This window comes from Nonomuraea sp. NPDC049504 (genome assembly GCF_040676845.1).
In the GTDB taxonomy this organism is placed as follows: Bacteria; Actinomycetota; Actinomycetes; order Streptosporangiales; family Streptosporangiaceae; genus Nonomuraea; species Nonomuraea salmonea.
The window spans coordinates 258920-274207 of sequence record NZ_JBFAPT010000005.1; the positions used below are offsets into that span (position 1 = coordinate 258920).

A 15288-nucleotide genomic window follows, 5' to 3' on the forward strand; every position below is an offset into this window, starting at 1 on the left:
GGGTCGCAACCGGCCCACCGCACCAGCACGAGCGCGCCGCCCAGCACGATCACGGCGCACCCGGACACGAAGCCGAGCATGATCGCGCCCTGCCTCGTGCGCACACCACCGTGATCGTGTGGTGATCATGTGCAGGGTTTGTGGAGGCGGGGGCGATCGTTGCGGTGAGGAGATCACTCACGCGCCTCGCCGCGGGCTTCCGCGGCAGGCATCCGAAGGGAGAACCCTGTGGTCAAGATGAGCATGCGCTACGCCAGGTACGCGCTCAGCACCCTGACGACCGCGCTGTTCCAGATCCCCGCCACCTGAGGGAACTGAGCCGGCCGGTCCCTCCGGGGGGCCGGCCGGCCGGGGTCGCTCCGTTCCGATGAAGTGAGGTGTCCTTGCTCGCCACAGCCGCTCGACAGCTTCGTCACGCCGCCACCGTGCTCCGCGGCGGGAAATTCGACGTGGACGCCCTGGGGAAGCTGGTGACCGACCTCCGCGGGATGCTGGCCGAGCTGGGCGAGCCTGGTGAGGGCCCGAACGACCTGCTGCCCGGCGGCGGCGTCGACGATCCGGAGATCAGGCGCTCGATGGCGGACCGCCGGCTGCGGCAGGCGATCAGGCGGGCGGCCGGGCACACCGCGTACTACCGGCTCTGGTTCGAGCAGCACGGCCTCGATCCGGCCGGGATCGGGCTCGACCAGCTCTCCCAGGTGGCCACCACCCCCAAGTCGGCCCTGCGCGGCGCCGGCCCCGCGTTCGTGTCGGACGTGAGCGAGCCGGTCCTGATGGCGCAGACCACCGGCACCACGGGCACGCCGGCCATCATCTGGTTCTCGCGCTACGAGCTGGAGCTGGCGGCGGTGCTGTCGGCGATCTCGTACCTGATGGTGGGCGACACGCGCGAGCACCACGTCGGGCTGTCGTGCATCAGCTCGCGCGCGACCGTCGGGCTGGTCACGGCGCAGCGGGCGCTGACCATGGTGGGCGCCGGCTTCATCGCGCAGGGGCTGGTCGATCCGGGCATCGCGCTCGACCGGCTGGCCGCGCCGCTGCACCTGCCGGGCAAGCTGCCGTACGTCAGCGACCTCTACACCGTCCCCTCCTACCTGGGTGCGCTCGTGCAGCGGGCCGAGCGGGACGGCTGGCAGGCGAAGGACTTCGGGCTGCGCCGGGTGATGACCGGCGCGGAGATCCTCACCGACGCGCTGCGCGAGCGTGTACGCGAGACGTTCGGCGTGCCGGTGTCCGACGTGTACGGCATGACGGAGCTGGTCCCCACCACCGGCATGGTGTGCTCCAAGCAGCACCTGCATCTGGCCGTCGAGCAGGCCCACTTCGAGATACTCGACGTGGACGCCGACACCCCGGTCGCCGCCGGCGAGGTCGGCGAGCTGGTCGCCACCCCGTACACCCCTTACCGCGAGACGACGCTGCTGGTCCGCTACCGGACGGGCGACCTCGTACGCCGCCTGCCCGACGAGCCGTACGGCTGCGAGCTGGCCGCGCTCCCCGCCACGTCCAGGATCGTCGGGCGGGCCTCCCACTACGGCGGCGGCCCGACCGACCGCGACATCCTGGAGGTGCTGCAGGCGGTGCGCGAGGTCCCGCTGCCGACCAGGTACGCGCTGACCGGCGACCCGAAGAAGCCCGACCTGCATGTCGTCGCCCCACGCCGGGGCGGCACGCTGGGCCGCATCGAGGAGCTGGCGACGGAACGCGCGCTCCCCGTCGCCGAGATCGTGCTCGTGGACACCGCCGACGAGCTGCCCGAGCCATGCCGGGTGCGCGCCGACCTGTACGAGCACAGCTTCGAGTCATCGCCCTCCGGAGACCCCCGATGATCACCTTGCCGAACCTCGCCCTGCTCGACGTCGTCATCGCCGCGATCGTGCTGGGCGCACTCGGCTACGTGCGGCGCCACTCGCTGCCGCGCCCGCCGATCGGCTACTCGACCACCTCCGACGTGCTCATCATGAGCTGCCTGGTGGTGGTGATGCCCGTCGGTTACCTGGCGCTGCCCGGCCCCGCGGTCTCCGCCGTGTTCGGCGTGCTCTTCCTGGCCAGCGTCCAGATGACGCTGGCGCCGGTGATCGGCGGCCGGCGGGCCACGCTCGCCTCGCTGCTGCTGGTCGCCGCCACGGTGGCGGCCGCGGTCGCCGGGCTCGACGGCATGGTGCTGGCGTTCAACGCGCTGCTCATCGCGATCTCCGTGATCGGCGTGACCAGCCTGTGGGCGCAGACCGGCATGTCGGCGGGTCACGTGGCGGCGTTCGCGACCGTGCTGGCGGTGTACGACCTGTTCGCGACCGGGCTCGGCGACCTGACCGACCGGTTCCTCGCCCAGGTGGTGGGCCAGCCGTTCGCGCCGCTCCTGGCGGTGACGGGCGGGACGGCGCCGGTGGCGGCGGGCCTCGGCGACTGCCTGATGCTCGCGCTGTGGCCGATGGTGGCGGCGAAGGCGTACGGCAGGGTGGCCGCCTGGATCGGCGCGGTCGCGGGCATCGGCCTGATCGTGCTGGTCGAGATCGGGTTCGCGACCGGGGTGCTGCGCTCGGGGATGGCGTTCCTGACCGTGCTCGGTCCCGCGATCCTCATCCAGTACGTGCTGTGGCGCCTGCTTCGCGGGGCCGAGCGGCGTACGTACGCGTGGCTCGGCGTCCCCGCCTCGGGGCTGGACACCTCCGGCCGCGTCGAGCGGCTGACCGGCGCGCTGCGCGCCGCGCAGACGGCCGAGACGCCGTCCGGCACCTGGGTGGCCGTCGACGGCGACGCGGTGATCGCGCACGGCCCGACACCGGGTACGGCGCTGCGTGCCGCCCGCCGCGCCGGTTACGAGGGCACACCGTTCGTCAAGCAGATGTGACCAGCGCGGCGGTCAGCACGCGCTCCTGCGCCCCCGCCGCGCTGACGACCGCGTGCGCCCGCCGCCACGTCTTCCTGGCCGCATCCGCCTGCCCCATGGCCTGCCTGGCGTGGCCCAGCAGGATCAGCGTCCTGGCGCGGGCGAGCCGCTGCCCGGTCCTGCGGAAGACATCGAGCGCCGCGCCGCAGCTCTCCTCGCAGGCGGCCGGCTCGCCCAGGTCGAGCTGGGCGGCGGCGACGGCGGCGAGCGCCCTGCCCAGCGCCAGGCCATAGCCACGCTCCGCCAGCTGGCGTGCCTGCTCTGCGCGGGCCAGCGCCTCGGCGGGCCGCCCCTGGGCGCGGGCCAGCTCCGAGCGGATCAGCAGCAGCTCCACCTGGTTCGACCGGTGGCCGGTGCGCCCGGCCGACGACTCGGCGGCGGCGAGGCGCTCGCCTGCCTCGGTGAGGTCGCCGCGGCGCAGGTGCACGAGCGCGTGCCCGACCAGCGCGCGTACCTCGACCTCGGTGTTCTCAGCGCTCCTCGCCACGGCCGCGGCCTGCTCGTGGGCCCGCAGCGCGTCGTCGTAACGGCCGGCGTCGCGGTGGACGCAGCCGATCGACTCCAGCGCCATGGCCTCGACGTACGGTGACCCGATCTCGCGCCCGGCCGCCAGCGCCTGGTCGAGCGTGGCCTGGGCGTCCGCCAGCCGGCCCAGCTCCCGCCGCACCACGCCCAGGTTGGTCAGCAGGACGGCTTCGAGCTGGCGCTTGCCGACCTCGGCGGCCGCGGCCAGCGCCTCCAGGTTGCGCTGCTCCGCCTCGCGCAGGAGGCCCAGGTCGAGGGTGAGCGAGGCCAGGTTGCCGAGGCTGGACGTCTCGCCCGCCCGGTTGCCCAGCTCGCGGTCGATCGCGAGGGCCCGGCGGAACTGATCGGCGGCCTGCTCCGCGTCGCCCGCCTGCGCGAGCGCCACCCCGCCGGCCCGCAGCACGGCCGCCTCGCCCGCGAGCCAGCCGGCCCGGCGCAGGAGGGGCAGCGCCTGGCGGTAGGCGTCGATGGCGGCGTCGAGGTCGGTGATGCGCCAGCGCACGTAGCCGATCGACATCAGCATCGCGCCCTGCCCGAGGTCGTCGTGGTCGGCGCGGGCGGCCTTCAGCCCCAGCTCGGCGATGCGCAGGCACTCGGCGACCGGCCGCCGCCAGGGCAGCACGTCGCGCAGCGCGTCGGCCAGCCGCCAGGCCATCGCGTACGGGCCGCGCTCGGCGGCGCGGGCGACCAGCGCGGCCACGATGTCCCACTCCCGCTCCAGCCAGCTCTCCGCCTCCGCCCGGTCGGCGAACGTCAGCGGCGTCACCCCCGTGTCAGGGCCGCCCGGCGCCGGCCCGACCACGCGGACGTCCACGTGCTCGCCGGCCGCGACGATCGTGCGCAGATAGAAGTCGAAGTAGCGGGTGACCGCCAGCTCGCGCTCCTCGGGCGGGTCGTCCGCGAGCGCCTGCTCCGCCGCGTACGTGACCAGCAGGTCGTGGCAGGTGTAGCGGCCTGGCCCGGCGTTCATCAGGTGGACCCGCGCGAGGTCGTCGAGCAGCCCGGCCGTCTCGCCCGCCGGGAGGCAGGACAGCGCGGCCGCGCCGGGCACCGTGACGCCGGTGTTGGGCAGCAGGCCGACCAGCCGGAACAGCCGCCGGCCCGCCGGGGTCAGCGTCTCGTGGGAGCGGCCGACCGCGCCGCGCACCGCCGTACGCTGGTCGCCCGGCACCTCCAGCTTGGACAGCAGGTTCCGCTCGTCCAGCTCGGCCACGTAGTCGGCGAGCGCGCGGTGCGGGCTCGCCGCCACCTTCGCGCCCGCCACCCGCAGCGCCAGCGGCAGCCGCGCGCACAGCTCGGCCAGCCGGGCCGCGACCTGCGGCTCCCGCTCGATGCGGTCCTTCCCCACGGCGTCGGCGAGCAGGTCGAGCGCCGCGTCCTGGTCGAGCACGTCCAGCGTGACCGACGCCGCCGACTCCAGCGCCACCAGGCCGCTCAGCCGGTCGCGGCTGGTGACGAGCATCCGGGAGCCGCTGCCCGGCGGGATCAGCGCTCTGATCAGGTCGGGGTCGGCGGCGTTGTCCAGCACCACGAGGACGCGCTGCTCGGCCAGGATCGACCGGTAGAGGCCGATCTGTGCCTCCAGATCGACGGGGATGTCCTTCGCCGGCCAGCCGAGCGCCTGGATCAGCCGGGGCAGCGCCTCGGCCGCGCTCATCGGCGGCGCCCGGTCGAAGCCGCGGGCGTCGAGGAAGAGCTGGCCGTCGGGGAAGCGCTCGGCGACGCGGTGGGCCCAGTGGACGGCCAGCGTGGTCTTGCCCACTCCCGCGCCCCCGACCACCAGGGTCAGCATCGCGTGCGGCGTCTCGTCCAGCCTGGCCAGCTCCGCCCGCCGGCCCACCAGGCGGCCCAGCGCTGGCGGGAGCTGGCGGGGGACGATGCGGCGAGCGCTCTCGCGTACGGGCGGGGTGAGGGTCTCGTCGTTGCCCAGGATCGCGGCGTGCAGGTCCTGCAGCTCGTGGCCTGGCTCGACGCCCAGCTCCGCCCCGAGGACGGCGCGGACCCGGCCGTACATCTCCAGCGCCTCCGCCCGCCGGCCCGACCGGTGCAGCGCGAGGATGAGCTGCCGCCAGACGCGCTCGTTGATCGAATTGGCCTCGGCCAGCGCGCGCAGCTCGCCGATCAGCTCCTCGTGCAGGCCGAGACGCAGGCGGAGGTCCGTCCAGTCGCAGCGGGCGGACAGCGCCAGCTCCTCCAGGTCGGCGACGCGCGGCAGCACGCTCGCGGTGAGCTGCGCGTCCTCGGCCGGCCTGCCGCGCCACAGCGCCAGCGCCGACCGGTACGCCTCATGGGCCTTCGCCAAGTCGCCTGCCTCGGCGTGGTGGCGGGCCTCGCTCAGCGTGTCCTCGAAGAGGAACAGGTCGAGCTGGTCGCGGTCGAGGGCGAGGAGATAGTGGTGGTCCTGGGTGACGAGGCTGGGGGCGACCGTACGGCGCAGGCGGGTGACGTAGCTGTGGATGTTGGACACCGCCGAGGCGGGCGGATCTTCCCACAGGCAGTCGATCAGCCGCTCGAGCGAGACCGGCGTGTTGGGGTAGAGCAGCAGGACGCCCAGCATCGACCGCTGCTTTCCCGGGACGTGTACCGGCCCGTCCGCGGAAAGGGCCTGAACAGCACCGAGAATGCGAAACGCGGTCACAGGCGACCTTCCTCGTAGACGATGACGAGTTGTACACCGGCCGCCGCGACCGCGCAAGACGCCTACTTCGAGGCGTCGGCCCTGGCCGGAAGGAGCAGGGCGGTGACCACCACGGCCACCGACAGCACCGCGCCGATGACGAAGGCCAGCTGCATGCCGCCGAGGTCGGCGAGCACGTCGCTGACCCCTGACTCCCGCAGCGACGCGCTGCGCGCGCTCATCACGGTGATCACCATCGCCGTGCCGATGGCCGCCGCGACCTGCTGCAACGTGCTGAGGATCGAGCTGCCGTGCGAGTAGAGCGCGGGCGGGACCGCGCCGAGCCCGAGCGTGAAGACCGGGGTGAACGTGGCCGCCAGGCCGATCGACAGCAGCGCGTGGAGCGCCAGGAGCTGCCAGTAGGGCGTCGTCATCGTGATCTGGGTGAACCCGGTGAGCGACAGCATGATCGCCACCGCGCCCGGCACCACCAGCACCCGCCCGCCGAACTTGTCGAACAACCGCCCCACGGCCGGCCCCAGCAGCCCCATCGCCAGACCGCCCGGCATGACCAGCAGCCCGGTCTCCAGCGGGCTGAACGCCCTGACGTTCTGCAGGTAGAGCGGCAGCAGCACCATCGAGCCCAGCATCGCCATGAAGGCCACCGCCATCATGATCAGCGCGACGGTGTACGTGCGGTTGCGCAGCGTCCGCAGGTCGACCAGCGGCACCCCGCGCCGCTGCAGCACGAGCTGCCGGACGACGAACACCGCGATCGTCACCAGCCCGGCCACCACGATGGCCACCGCCATCCCGGCGTCGCCGCCCTCGAACCGGCTCAGCCCGTAGACCAGCCCGCCGAACCCGGCCGCCGCCGTCACCACGCTGAACCAGTCGATCGTGCCGACCCGCGGCTCCCCGACGTTCTGCAACTGCGCGAGGCCACGCCACGTGACCAGCGCCGCGATCGGCAGCACCACCGCGAACAACAGCCGCCACGACCCGAAGCTCAGGATCAGCCCGGAGATCGTCGGCCCCATGGCGGGCGCCACCGAGATCGCCAGGCTGACGCTGCCCATCACCCTGCCCCGGTTGTGCTCCGGCACGACGTGCATCAACGTCGTCATCAGCAGCGGCATCATCACGGCCGTGCCCGACGCCTGCACGATGCGGGCCCCGAGCAGCACCTCGAACGACGGCGCCACCGTGGCCAGCGCGGTGCCCAGCAGGAACAAACCCATCGCGGTGGCGTACGCGCCGCGCGTGGTCACCCGCTGCAGGAACCACCCCGTGATCGGGATCACCGCGGCCATCGTCAGCATGAACGCGGTCGAGAGCCACTGCGCGGTCTGCTCGCCGATGCTCAGGGCCGTCATGAGGCGCGGGATCGCGTTGATCATGATCGTCTCATTGAGGATGACCACGAACGTGGCCAGCACCAGCAGCCGGATCACCGGCGGCGTGCGCCGTGACCCGGCGGCCTCCTCGGCCTTCGGTGGTGCTGCGTCGTGCGTTGAAGTGATCACGGAGCCTCGATCTCGGTCGCCCGTCAACAGGGGATCAGAAGGGGTGTTCTCTGGGACGGTCATCGTCGTCATGCACATACTGACCGCCGCCACCGACAGAACTCATCGGCGGTCTGCACGGGCGGTTCCGTGCGGGCTGTTCTCTCCGGAGCTGCTCTCTGCGGGCGGCCCTGCAGGATTCTCCGCAGGCAGTCCGCGCGACGCGGCTCTGCGGAAGCTCTCTGCGGGACAGTCCGCGCGGGGCGGTTTCGCGGGGGGCGGTTCTACGGGGGTTCTCTACCGGAAGGTCTCTACCGGAGGGTCTCTACGGGGGTCTTACCGTCGTTGGCGCACCCTCCCTAAGCGCCGGGCCGGGCGCTCCTCATTCCCGATTTATGCGGATATTTCGTGATCGAATCTGCTTCCCGCGCGTGCGTGACCATTCCGGAAGGTCCGATCAGGTCACGTACCTGCCCATCCGGGGCCGCATCCGTTAGCGTCACCACCATGCCCCTCGCCCTGATTCCCAGCCCTCCGGAGGGGGTCTGGCATCTCGGGTTCATCCCGATCCGGGCCTACGCGGTGTGCTTCATCGTGGCCATCGCCGTCGGCATCTGGATCAGCGACCGCCGCTGGCGCGCCCGAGGCGGCGAACCGGGCACGATCAGCGACATCGCCGTCCCCGGCGTCGTCTTCGGCCTGATCGGCGCCCGCCTCTACCACGTCATCACCGACTGGCAGATCTACTTCGGCCCGCGCGCCATCAAGGAGCCGTACCAGGCGCTGTTCATCTGGGAAGGCGGGATGAGCATCTGGGGCGCGGTCGCGCTGGGCGGCGTCGGGGTGTGGCTCGCCTGCCGCCGCCGCGGCCTGTCGCTCGGGGCCGTCGCCGACACGGTCGCGCCCGGCATCGCCATCGGGCAGGCCATCGCGCGGTGGGGCAACTGGTTCAACCAGGAGCTGTACGGCAGCCCCACCACGCTCCCCTGGGGCCTGGAGATCGACCAGGCGCACGGCGGCGAGCCCGGTGTCCTCTATCACCCGACCTTCCTGTACGAGTCGCTGTGGGACCTCGCGCTCGGCCTCGCCCTGATCGGCATCGGCCGCCGCTTCGACCTCCGGCACGGGCGGTTGTTCGCCGTCTACGTCGCCGGGTACACGCTCGGCCGCTTCTGGATCGAGGGGCTGCGGATCGACGCGGTGGGCGGGGTGGATCACGCGGTGACGTTCCTGTCCCTGCGGATCAACCAGTGGACGTCGATCGTGCTGTTCGTGGGGGCGCTCGTGTCCTTCTGGCTGACCCGCCGCAAGGACGCCGAGGAGATCGTCGTACCGGCCAGGTCCTGATCGGCTACAGTCGTCCGCCATGGCCGACGAACCCTCCCCCTACCTGACCGCCACCGCCACCGCGTACGACGCCGTCGCCGACCTCTACACCGACCTGGTCCGCGACTCGCTCGACGGCCTGCCCCTGGACCGCGCGATCGTCGCCGCCTTCGCCGACCTCGTACGCGCGGACGGCCCCCGCCCGGTCGTCGAGGCCGGCTGCGGCCCCGGCCACATGACCGCCCACCTGCGTGACCTCGGCCTCGACGCCTCCGGCGTCGACCTCTCGCCCGCGTTCATCGAGATCGCCCGCCGCGACCACCCCGGCCTGCGCTTCGAGCTCGGCTCGATGGGCGCGCTCGACGTACGGGACGGGTCGCTGGGCGGCCTGCTGTCCTGGTACTCGATCATCCACACCCCGCCGCAGGAGCTGCCGCCCTACCTGACGGAGTTCCGCCGCGTCCTGGCCCCCGGCGGCCACCTCCTGATCGGCTTCTTCGAGTCGGAGGGGGAGCCGGTGACGGAGTTCGACCACAGGGTCACCGCGGCCTACCGCTGGCCCATCGACGAGATGGCCGACCTGCTCCGCAAGGAGGGCTTCACGGAGGTCGCCCGCATGCTCCGCGAACCGCTGGAGGGAGAACGCTTCCGCCGCGGCCACCTCCTGATGCGCGCGGTGTGACCCACTAGGGCTCCCAGATCGATTCGAGCCGCTGAGCGAGTTGATCCTCCGTCCCCCCTCGATTGAGAAAGGCCCGGATCTCCTGAGCCTGAGCGATCGTCGGCAGCCGCCCGTCAAGCAGAAAAGGCAGCAACAACCGCCGCGCCACCAGCTCACGCTCAGAGATCCCGTACGGCCTGCGCACCACCGCCACATTGACCCGCAGTCCATGCTCGTTCCCCGGCGGAACACCGGGCCGATCGACCTCGATGGCGACGTACCGAAACCCGTTGGCCAGATCACAAGCCGCACACCCCACCGGCCCCCGGCTCAACCGGCCCCCGCACTCCCCGCAGGTGAGCCGATCGTAGGCGGCATCCACGACTCGCCAGAGCTGCCTGTCCGGCTCATCAACCACCATGGAGGCGACGTCCCGCTCCTCCTGAGGGCCGAGCCCGCCGAACTCCCGCGCAACGAACGCCCGCCACCCCGCCTCGACGACCTCGTCGACAACGGCGGCACAGGCCCGGCACCCAGGCGCCCCAGCAGGCTCCCACCGCTTACACGAGACGCACCGCCGCACCCAGGAAACGCTAGCCCGCACCACCCCGGAACTCACCCGAATATCCCCCGGCGAAGCTGTCGGTGCCACTGTGTAACGTCCTTCGAGTGGACGACACCGGCGACTGGCCCGAACCCTACGACCCACCCGCCGACCGCGCCCACCTCACAGAACGCTGGTAACCACCGAAGGCGGGCAGGGCAGTGGCCGCTTGGATAGCGGGGGGTTACGCGGCGCTTGTCGTGCTTCTCGGGATCCTGGGCCGGCTCACCTCGAAAAGAGGCGTACCGAATGTCTTCGTCATGGGACAGTCGGTGCTGACCCTGCCCCTGAGTCATCTCGTCTCCCGGACCCGCTTGAGCGGGATCGCTTGGATCATCGCTGTTGACCTGGTCGGTCTCCTCCAGGCAGGCATTCTGTGGTCGGCACTGACAGCCTTTGACGTGTGAATTCCGCTGGAAATCAGGGTGCAGTAAAAGGAAGGCCGGTTTCTGGGCGGCCTGTCAGATCATGGCGGCATGGAGGTTCGTCTGAAGCGCGAAGGCCTGGTTCTCCACCTCGGCCTGGCGCGTCCCGGCGCCCGGCTGAGCGTCACGGCTTACTGCGGGATGCACGGAACCTTGCCCGATCTTGTCCATATATGGGGGATCGCGACAGAATCAGTTCAGACTTCAACTTCTCAGTTGGAGCGTCACCCCATGGATAGGAGAGGCATGAAGCGCACCATCTCCGTTCTCGCCGCCGGCGCCCTCGGCGCCACGCTCGCCGGCACGACTCCCGCGTCCGCTTCCTCCATTGACTGCACCACCGGCGAATACACCCGGGTCGTGAATACCTACGTGCCCACCAACGTCGAGCGCTCCGGGGTCGACAACGCGCTCTACAACATCAACGGGCCGCAGCCGCACACGTACGAGATCTGCCTCGACATCCCCGACGGCGAGACGTTCACCATCAAGCTGAAGAATCTCAACGACGGCTTGAAGACCTTCTTCACCGATGACCGGCCTGGCGACAAAATCCTCCGTTACACCATTCCCGCCAACTTCGCCTGGCAGGTGCACGGCACGTTGACCGGCCCCGGCAGCACTTTCCTCTATTACACCTGGCACGAGAAGCGCACCCCGGCCTGATGCCGAACGCAGGGTGACCGCCAAGGCCACATCCCGGCCACGGGGTGTGGCCTTATAACCATCACATCACTTGACTTAAGATCGCAGGATTTTTTGCCCGCCCTTGTCCGGGAGTGCGCACGCACGCCAGAATCAGTTCATCCTTCAACTACCCGGTTGGAGACTCACTGCACGGATGAGGAGAGGCATGAAGCGCACCATCTCCCTGCTCGCCGCCGGGGTCCTCGGCGCCACGCTCACCGTCACCAGTCCCGCATCCGCCGCCACCTCGGACATCGACTGCGCCGCCGGGGACTACACCCGGGTCGTGAACAGCTACGTCCCCTCCAATCTCCAACGCCCCGCGATCGACGGCCGCCAGTACAACATCGGTGGCTCGTTCGCGTACGACTATGAAATCTGCCTCGACATCCCGGACGGCGAGACGTTCACCATCGAAGTACGGATCTGGCACAACGGGCAGCAGACCGCGTTCGTGGACGACCGGCCCGGCGACAAAATCTTCCGCTATTCGCTGGAGCCGGACAGCTTCTGGCAGGTCTACGGCACACTGACCGGCCCCGGCAGCACGTACATCGATTACAGCTGGTACGAGAAGCACGTCCGGTCCTGATTTCCCGAAGGCCACATCTCCATCAAGGCGATGTGGCCTTTCACCTGGGCGGCGAAAGGAACACGCCCGCCGCCTCACGTGAGGGCGGCTAGGCCGGAGACTCCTGAGGGGGCGCGGAGGGCGATCTCGTCGCCGTCCTCGGTGCGCAGCCCCACCCCGTGCAGGCCGGGCCCGCCCGAAACGAACCGCAGGGGCAGGGCGCCGAAGGTCTCCTTGCCGATGTGCTCCTCGACCTCGGCCGGATCGTTGCCGAGCTCCAGCCAGGCGACCGCGGCCAGCGGACGTTCGTGCGTCATGGGCGTCGTGCGGGCGGGGTGGCGGCTCATGTCCTCGTGGTAGTACCAGTTCGGCAGCCCGCGCGCCCACGTCTTCCGCGCGTCGCCGGGCGCCATGATCGTCGTCGTGGACGTCCCGTCGGGGTGCAGGGCGCCCCGGGCCTCGATGACCTCCCCGCCGAGCCGGCGGGCGACGTCCTGGAGGTCGGCGCGGCTGCGCGCCCGCAGGTTCCACGTCATCCAGTGGTCGCCCCGCCGGGTGGTCCGCTCGAACCAGTCACGGAACGCGCCCAATCCCGGGGGCAGCTCGGCGTAGTGGTCGATGACCGACTCGACGTTGACGAAGGCGCCGCCGGGCAGCGGGATGACGCGGTGCGCGGTGGGCATGACCTCCAGCCAGCCGCCTTCGTGGCTGCGCAGCCCGGTCTCGCGGCGCAGCCGTTCCGCGCTCTCGTAGAGGTGACGTACGCCGAGGGTGACGTGGTCGAGGTCGTAGACAGGCACCCTGAACCTCCGGATATCCGATGGACTCATCAGCAAATCAGATTTGATTGCAAACCTAATTTGCGGGCAGCGGGGTGTCAACGACGGGGCGTGAAACCGGGCTCAGTCGGACTGGCGGGTGAGCTTCATCGTCTCGCGCTCATAGGTGAGCAGCGCGTCGATGACGAGCTGCCGCTGCGCGGGCTCCAAGGGCTCCAGCGCGGTACGCCAGGCGTCCGCACCCGCGGCCAGCCAGCCCTCGATCGCCTCACGGTGCTCGTCGGCGATGCTGACGATGGTGCGCCGACGGTCGCGTTCGTCCTCGTGGCGGGCCAGGATGCCCTTGCGGCTCAGGTCGTTCACCATGAGGCTGACCGTCGTGGAGGCGACCTGGAGGCGTCCGGCCAGCGTCTTCACCGTGGCGGGGCCGTCGTGCAGCAGCAGGGCGAGCAGCGACAGGTGGCGCGGCGTGAGCGCGAAGTCCCGCAGCTGCCCGGGCACGGGGGTGCGCTTGGCTCGCGCGATGAGCCGCGGCATCAGCAGGATCATCTCTCGTACACCTTGGTCGACGGTCGGCCCGTCCGCTGGCATCGAGTGATCCCCTTCGTGGCTGCTCGGGCACCCAGTATCGAGGAGCGGGCGGCGGGTTGTCCAAATGCCGTTTCGTACCCGCCGCCGGCGAGCGCGCCCCGGCCGCTCTGCCACTTCGTCGGCGACCGTGTGCGGGTCGGTCTACACCCAGTACCTGGTGAGAACCGGCCGGAGGCTTACCCGGCGTCATACCGACGCGGCCGCGGCGCGCAGGGCCGCGACGACGACGCGCTGCCCTGGAGACGGCTCTGACCTGGTCACGGTCAGGGTGATGCGCCCCGAATAGGCGGGATCGTCCACCTCAACGGCGGCGATCTCGGCGGGCAGGCCGGAGACGGCGATCCGGGGGACGGTCGCGATGCCGAGCCCGGCGGCCACGAAGCCGAGCCTGGCGTTCCAGTCGCGGATGCGGTGGACGATGCGCGGCTCCCGCAGCGTCGGCCAGGCGCCGAACTGCGGGTCGCCGCGCGGGCCCGTACCGACGATCCAGGGCTCGCCGGACAGATCCTCGACCGAGACGCGCGACCGTCCGGCGAGGCGGTGGTTCTTCGGCACGGCGACGATGCCCATGCCGCCGGTCGTCAGGCGTTCGGTGTGCAGGTCGTGGAGGTCGTAGTCGGGCAGGCTCTGACCGACGGCGATCACGGCGACGTCGACGCCGCCGGCCCGCACCTGGCGCAGGAGCGCGGGGCTGGACGCCTCGTGCAGCTCGACGGCCAGCGCGGGGTGCTCGGCGCTGAGCGCCGCCATGGCTTTGGGGATGAGCGACCAGGTCGCGGTCGGGAAGGCGCCGAGCGTGATCTGCTCGGCGAGCGGGTCGGCGAGCGCGGCCAGTTCGCGGCCCAGCGCGTCGAGCTCGGCCAGCACGGCGGCCGCCCGGCGCGCGACCGCCTCGCCTGCTCGGGTCGCCTCCACCCCACGGGCCTTGCGGACGAACAGCGGCGTCCCCGCCGCCGACTCCGCGGCCGCGACCTGCCGGGAGATCGCCGACTGCGTGTATCCGAGCAGCTCAGCGGCCGCCGTGAACGATCCGGTGCCGACGACCGCGTGCACGACCCGCAGCGCGGGAACGGTGAACTCCGCCATGCGCTCAACCTAAGCCATGCGCACTCCGCATGTCTCTTGTGCGAAAGCCTCGCTTGTGGAATGACTCGTACGTCCGGATGCTGGAAGGAGGAAGACCTGGAGGAAATCATGTCCAAGATCTGGTTCATCACCGGCGCCTCGCGCGGCTTCGGCCGCCTCTGGACGGAAGCCGCGCTGCGGCGCGGCGACCGGGTCGTCGCGACGGCCCGCGACGTCAGCGCGCTCGACCCGCTCGTACGCCGCTTCGGCGACGCCGTCCTGCCACTGCCCCTCGACGTCACCGACAGGAAGGCGGTGTTCGAGGCCGTCGAGCGGGCCGTGGAGCGGTTCGGGCGGCTCGACGTCGTCGTCAACAACGCAGGTTACGGGCTCTTCGGCATGGTCGAGGAGCTCACCGAGGCCGAGCTGCGCGCCCAGATGGAGACGAACTTCTTCGGTACGGTCTGGGTCACCCAAGCGGTCCTGCCCGTGCTGCGAGCCCAGCGGTCCGGCCGGATCCTGCAGGTCACGAGCGAGGGCGGCGTACGCGCGTACCCCGGCATCGGCGCCTACCACGCCTCCAAGTGGGCGGTCGAGGGCCTGTCAGAGGCGCTCGCCCAGGAGGTCGCCGCGTTCGGCGTGTACGTGACCGCGGTCGAGCCCGGCCCGTACGCCACGGACTTCGCCGGCACCACCAGCATGCGCACCACCGACCGCCACCCCGACTACGCCGCCGTCCACAAGGCGACCGCCAAAGAATGGGTGCTCGGCGACCCGGCGGCGACCGCGGACGCGATCCTCCTGCTCGCCGACGCCGAGAAGCCGCCCCGGCGGCTCGTCCTCGGCAACACGCTCCCCGAGATCGAGGCCATCTACGCCGAGCGGCTGCGCGAGTGGCGGGAATGGGCGCCGGTCACGGAGGCCGCGTTCGGCTGAGGCGCGCCCTCAGGATCGGCCGGTATGCGCTTGGCTTGGGTGCTGCTCATCCTGTTAGTCGTGTGTGCTCCCCAGACGCCCGAGGTGTCGTGGCGGTTGAGGCACA

14 protein-coding genes are annotated in these 15288 nt (G+C 71.2%); 7 read left to right on the forward strand and 7 right to left on the reverse strand.

Translation table 11 applies throughout. The annotated features are described in order from the left end of the window. The first annotated feature begins 383 nt into the window (after positions 1–383). Positions 384–1829 (forward strand): AMP-binding protein, encoded by a 1446-nt coding sequence (locus AB0K28_RS12660; RefSeq protein WP_364368573.1) that lies wholly within the window; start codon positions 384–386, stop codon positions 1827–1829. Further along, positions 1826–2851, forward strand: coding sequence for a hypothetical protein (locus AB0K28_RS12665; protein WP_364368576.1), 1026 nt, complete (start codon positions 1826–1828; stop codon positions 2849–2851). Before AB0K28_RS12660 ends, AB0K28_RS12665 begins: the two co-directional genes overlap by 4 nt. Here AB0K28_RS12665 and AB0K28_RS12670 read toward each other — a convergent pair. Then, positions 2838–5972 carry a BTAD domain-containing putative transcriptional regulator gene (locus AB0K28_RS12670; protein ID WP_364368579.1) on the reverse strand — a complete coding sequence of 1045 codons (3135 nt, stop codon included), beginning with the start codon at positions 5970–5972 and terminating at the stop codon, positions 2838–2840. The genes AB0K28_RS12665 and AB0K28_RS12670 overlap by 14 nt on opposite strands. Positions 5973–6115: 143 nt before the next feature. After that, complete coding sequence (locus AB0K28_RS12675) at positions 6116–7558, reverse strand: MDR family MFS transporter (RefSeq protein ID WP_345393328.1); 1443 nt, start codon at positions 7556–7558, stop codon at positions 6116–6118. A 486-nt stretch (positions 7559–8044) separates the two neighbouring features. Here AB0K28_RS12675 and lgt point away from each other — a divergent pair, with 486 nt between their 5' ends. Together lgt and AB0K28_RS12685 are read left to right on the forward strand one after the other, a co-directional pair. Next, entirely contained in the window at positions 8045–8884 is an 840-nt protein-coding gene (gene lgt, locus AB0K28_RS12680) for a prolipoprotein diacylglyceryl transferase (RefSeq protein ID WP_364368582.1), read from the forward strand. A 19-nt stretch (positions 8885–8903) separates the two neighbouring features. Next, positions 8904–9545: a class I SAM-dependent methyltransferase gene (locus AB0K28_RS12685; RefSeq protein WP_364368585.1), complete on the forward strand. Its 642-nt coding sequence runs from the start codon at positions 8904–8906 to the stop codon at positions 9543–9545. Positions 9546–9549: 4 nt separating this feature from the next. Here the strand turns inward: AB0K28_RS12685 and AB0K28_RS12690 are convergent, their stop codons facing one another. Together AB0K28_RS12690 and AB0K28_RS12695 are read right to left on the reverse strand one after the other, a co-directional pair. Continuing rightward, a complete protein-coding gene (locus AB0K28_RS12690; RefSeq protein ID WP_364368588.1) occupies positions 9550–9945 on the reverse strand; it encodes a hypothetical protein in 396 nt (131 codons plus the stop codon). Between the two features lie 644 nt (positions 9946–10589). Continuing rightward, entirely contained in the window at positions 10590–10724 is a 135-nt protein-coding gene (locus tag AB0K28_RS12695; RefSeq protein WP_364368591.1) for a hypothetical protein, read from the reverse strand. 75 nt (positions 10725–10799) lie between these two features. On the opposite strand from AB0K28_RS12695, the gene AB0K28_RS12700 reads away from it, so the two are divergent. Both AB0K28_RS12700 and AB0K28_RS12705 read left to right on the forward strand, forming a co-directional pair. Beyond that, the gene (locus AB0K28_RS12700; RefSeq protein ID WP_364368594.1) at positions 10800–11219 is read left to right on the forward strand and encodes a hypothetical protein; all 420 of its coding nucleotides are present in this window, start codon (positions 10800–10802) and stop codon (positions 11217–11219) included. Between the two features lie 187 nt (positions 11220–11406). After that, a complete protein-coding gene (locus AB0K28_RS12705) occupies positions 11407–11832 on the forward strand; it encodes a hypothetical protein (RefSeq protein WP_364368597.1) in 426 nt (141 codons plus the stop codon). Positions 11833–11906: 74 nt separating this feature from the next. On the opposite strand, the gene AB0K28_RS12710 is transcribed toward AB0K28_RS12705, so the two are convergent. The 3 genes from AB0K28_RS12710 to AB0K28_RS12720 form a co-directional block, all read right to left on the reverse strand. Next, positions 11907–12611, reverse strand: a complete 705-nt coding sequence (locus AB0K28_RS12710) for a VOC family protein (RefSeq protein WP_364368600.1) — start codon at positions 12609–12611, stop codon at positions 11907–11909. Between the two features lie 102 nt (positions 12612–12713). After that, entirely contained in the window at positions 12714–13139 is a 426-nt protein-coding gene (locus tag AB0K28_RS12715) for a MarR family winged helix-turn-helix transcriptional regulator (RefSeq protein ID WP_345393302.1), read from the reverse strand. A gap of 228 nt (positions 13140–13367) precedes the next feature. Beyond that, the gene (locus AB0K28_RS12720) at positions 13368–14267 is read right to left on the reverse strand and encodes a LysR family transcriptional regulator (protein ID WP_364368604.1); all 900 of its coding nucleotides are present in this window, start codon (positions 14265–14267) and stop codon (positions 13368–13370) included. A 108-nt stretch (positions 14268–14375) separates the two neighbouring features. On the opposite strand from AB0K28_RS12720, the gene AB0K28_RS12725 reads away from it, so the two are divergent. Continuing rightward, positions 14376–15182: an SDR family NAD(P)-dependent oxidoreductase gene (locus tag AB0K28_RS12725; RefSeq protein WP_364368607.1), complete on the forward strand. Its 807-nt coding sequence runs from the start codon at positions 14376–14378 to the stop codon at positions 15180–15182. The last annotated feature ends 106 nt before the right edge of the window (positions 15183–15288 follow it).

Bases quoted from the DNA above. Each gene is read 5' to 3' on its own strand.
- lgt (WP_364368582.1), top strand. From the start codon at position 8,045: ATGCCCCTCGCCCTGATTCCCAGCCCTCCGGAGGGGGTCTGGCATCTC.
- AB0K28_RS12685 (WP_364368585.1), top strand. From the start codon at position 8,904: ATGGCCGACGAACCCTCCCCCTACCTGACCGCCACCGCCACCGCGTAC.
- AB0K28_RS12715 (WP_345393302.1), bottom strand. From the start codon at position 13,139: ATGATCCTGCTGATGCCGCGGCTCATCGCGCGAGCCAAGCGCACCCCC.
- AB0K28_RS12725 (WP_364368607.1), top strand. From the start codon at position 14,376: ATGTCCAAGATCTGGTTCATCACCGGCGCCTCGCGCGGCTTCGGCCGC.
- AB0K28_RS12720 (WP_364368604.1), bottom strand. From the start codon at position 14,267: ATGGCGGAGTTCACCGTTCCCGCGCTGCGGGTCGTGCACGCGGTCGTC.
- AB0K28_RS12705 (WP_364368597.1), top strand. From the start codon at position 11,407: ATGAAGCGCACCATCTCCCTGCTCGCCGCCGGGGTCCTCGGCGCCACG.
- AB0K28_RS12670 (WP_364368579.1), bottom strand. From the start codon at position 5,972: ATGCTGGGCGTCCTGCTGCTCTACCCCAACACGCCGGTCTCGCTCGAG.
- AB0K28_RS12690 (WP_364368588.1), bottom strand. From the start codon at position 9,945: ATGGTGGTTGATGAGCCGGACAGGCAGCTCTGGCGAGTCGTGGATGCC.
- AB0K28_RS12665 (WP_364368576.1), top strand. From the start codon at position 1,826: ATGATCACCTTGCCGAACCTCGCCCTGCTCGACGTCGTCATCGCCGCG.
- AB0K28_RS12695 (WP_364368591.1), bottom strand. From the start codon at position 10,724: ATGGACAAGATCGGGCAAGGTTCCGTGCATCCCGCAGTAAGCCGTGAC.
- AB0K28_RS12700 (WP_364368594.1), top strand. From the start codon at position 10,800: ATGAAGCGCACCATCTCCGTTCTCGCCGCCGGCGCCCTCGGCGCCACG.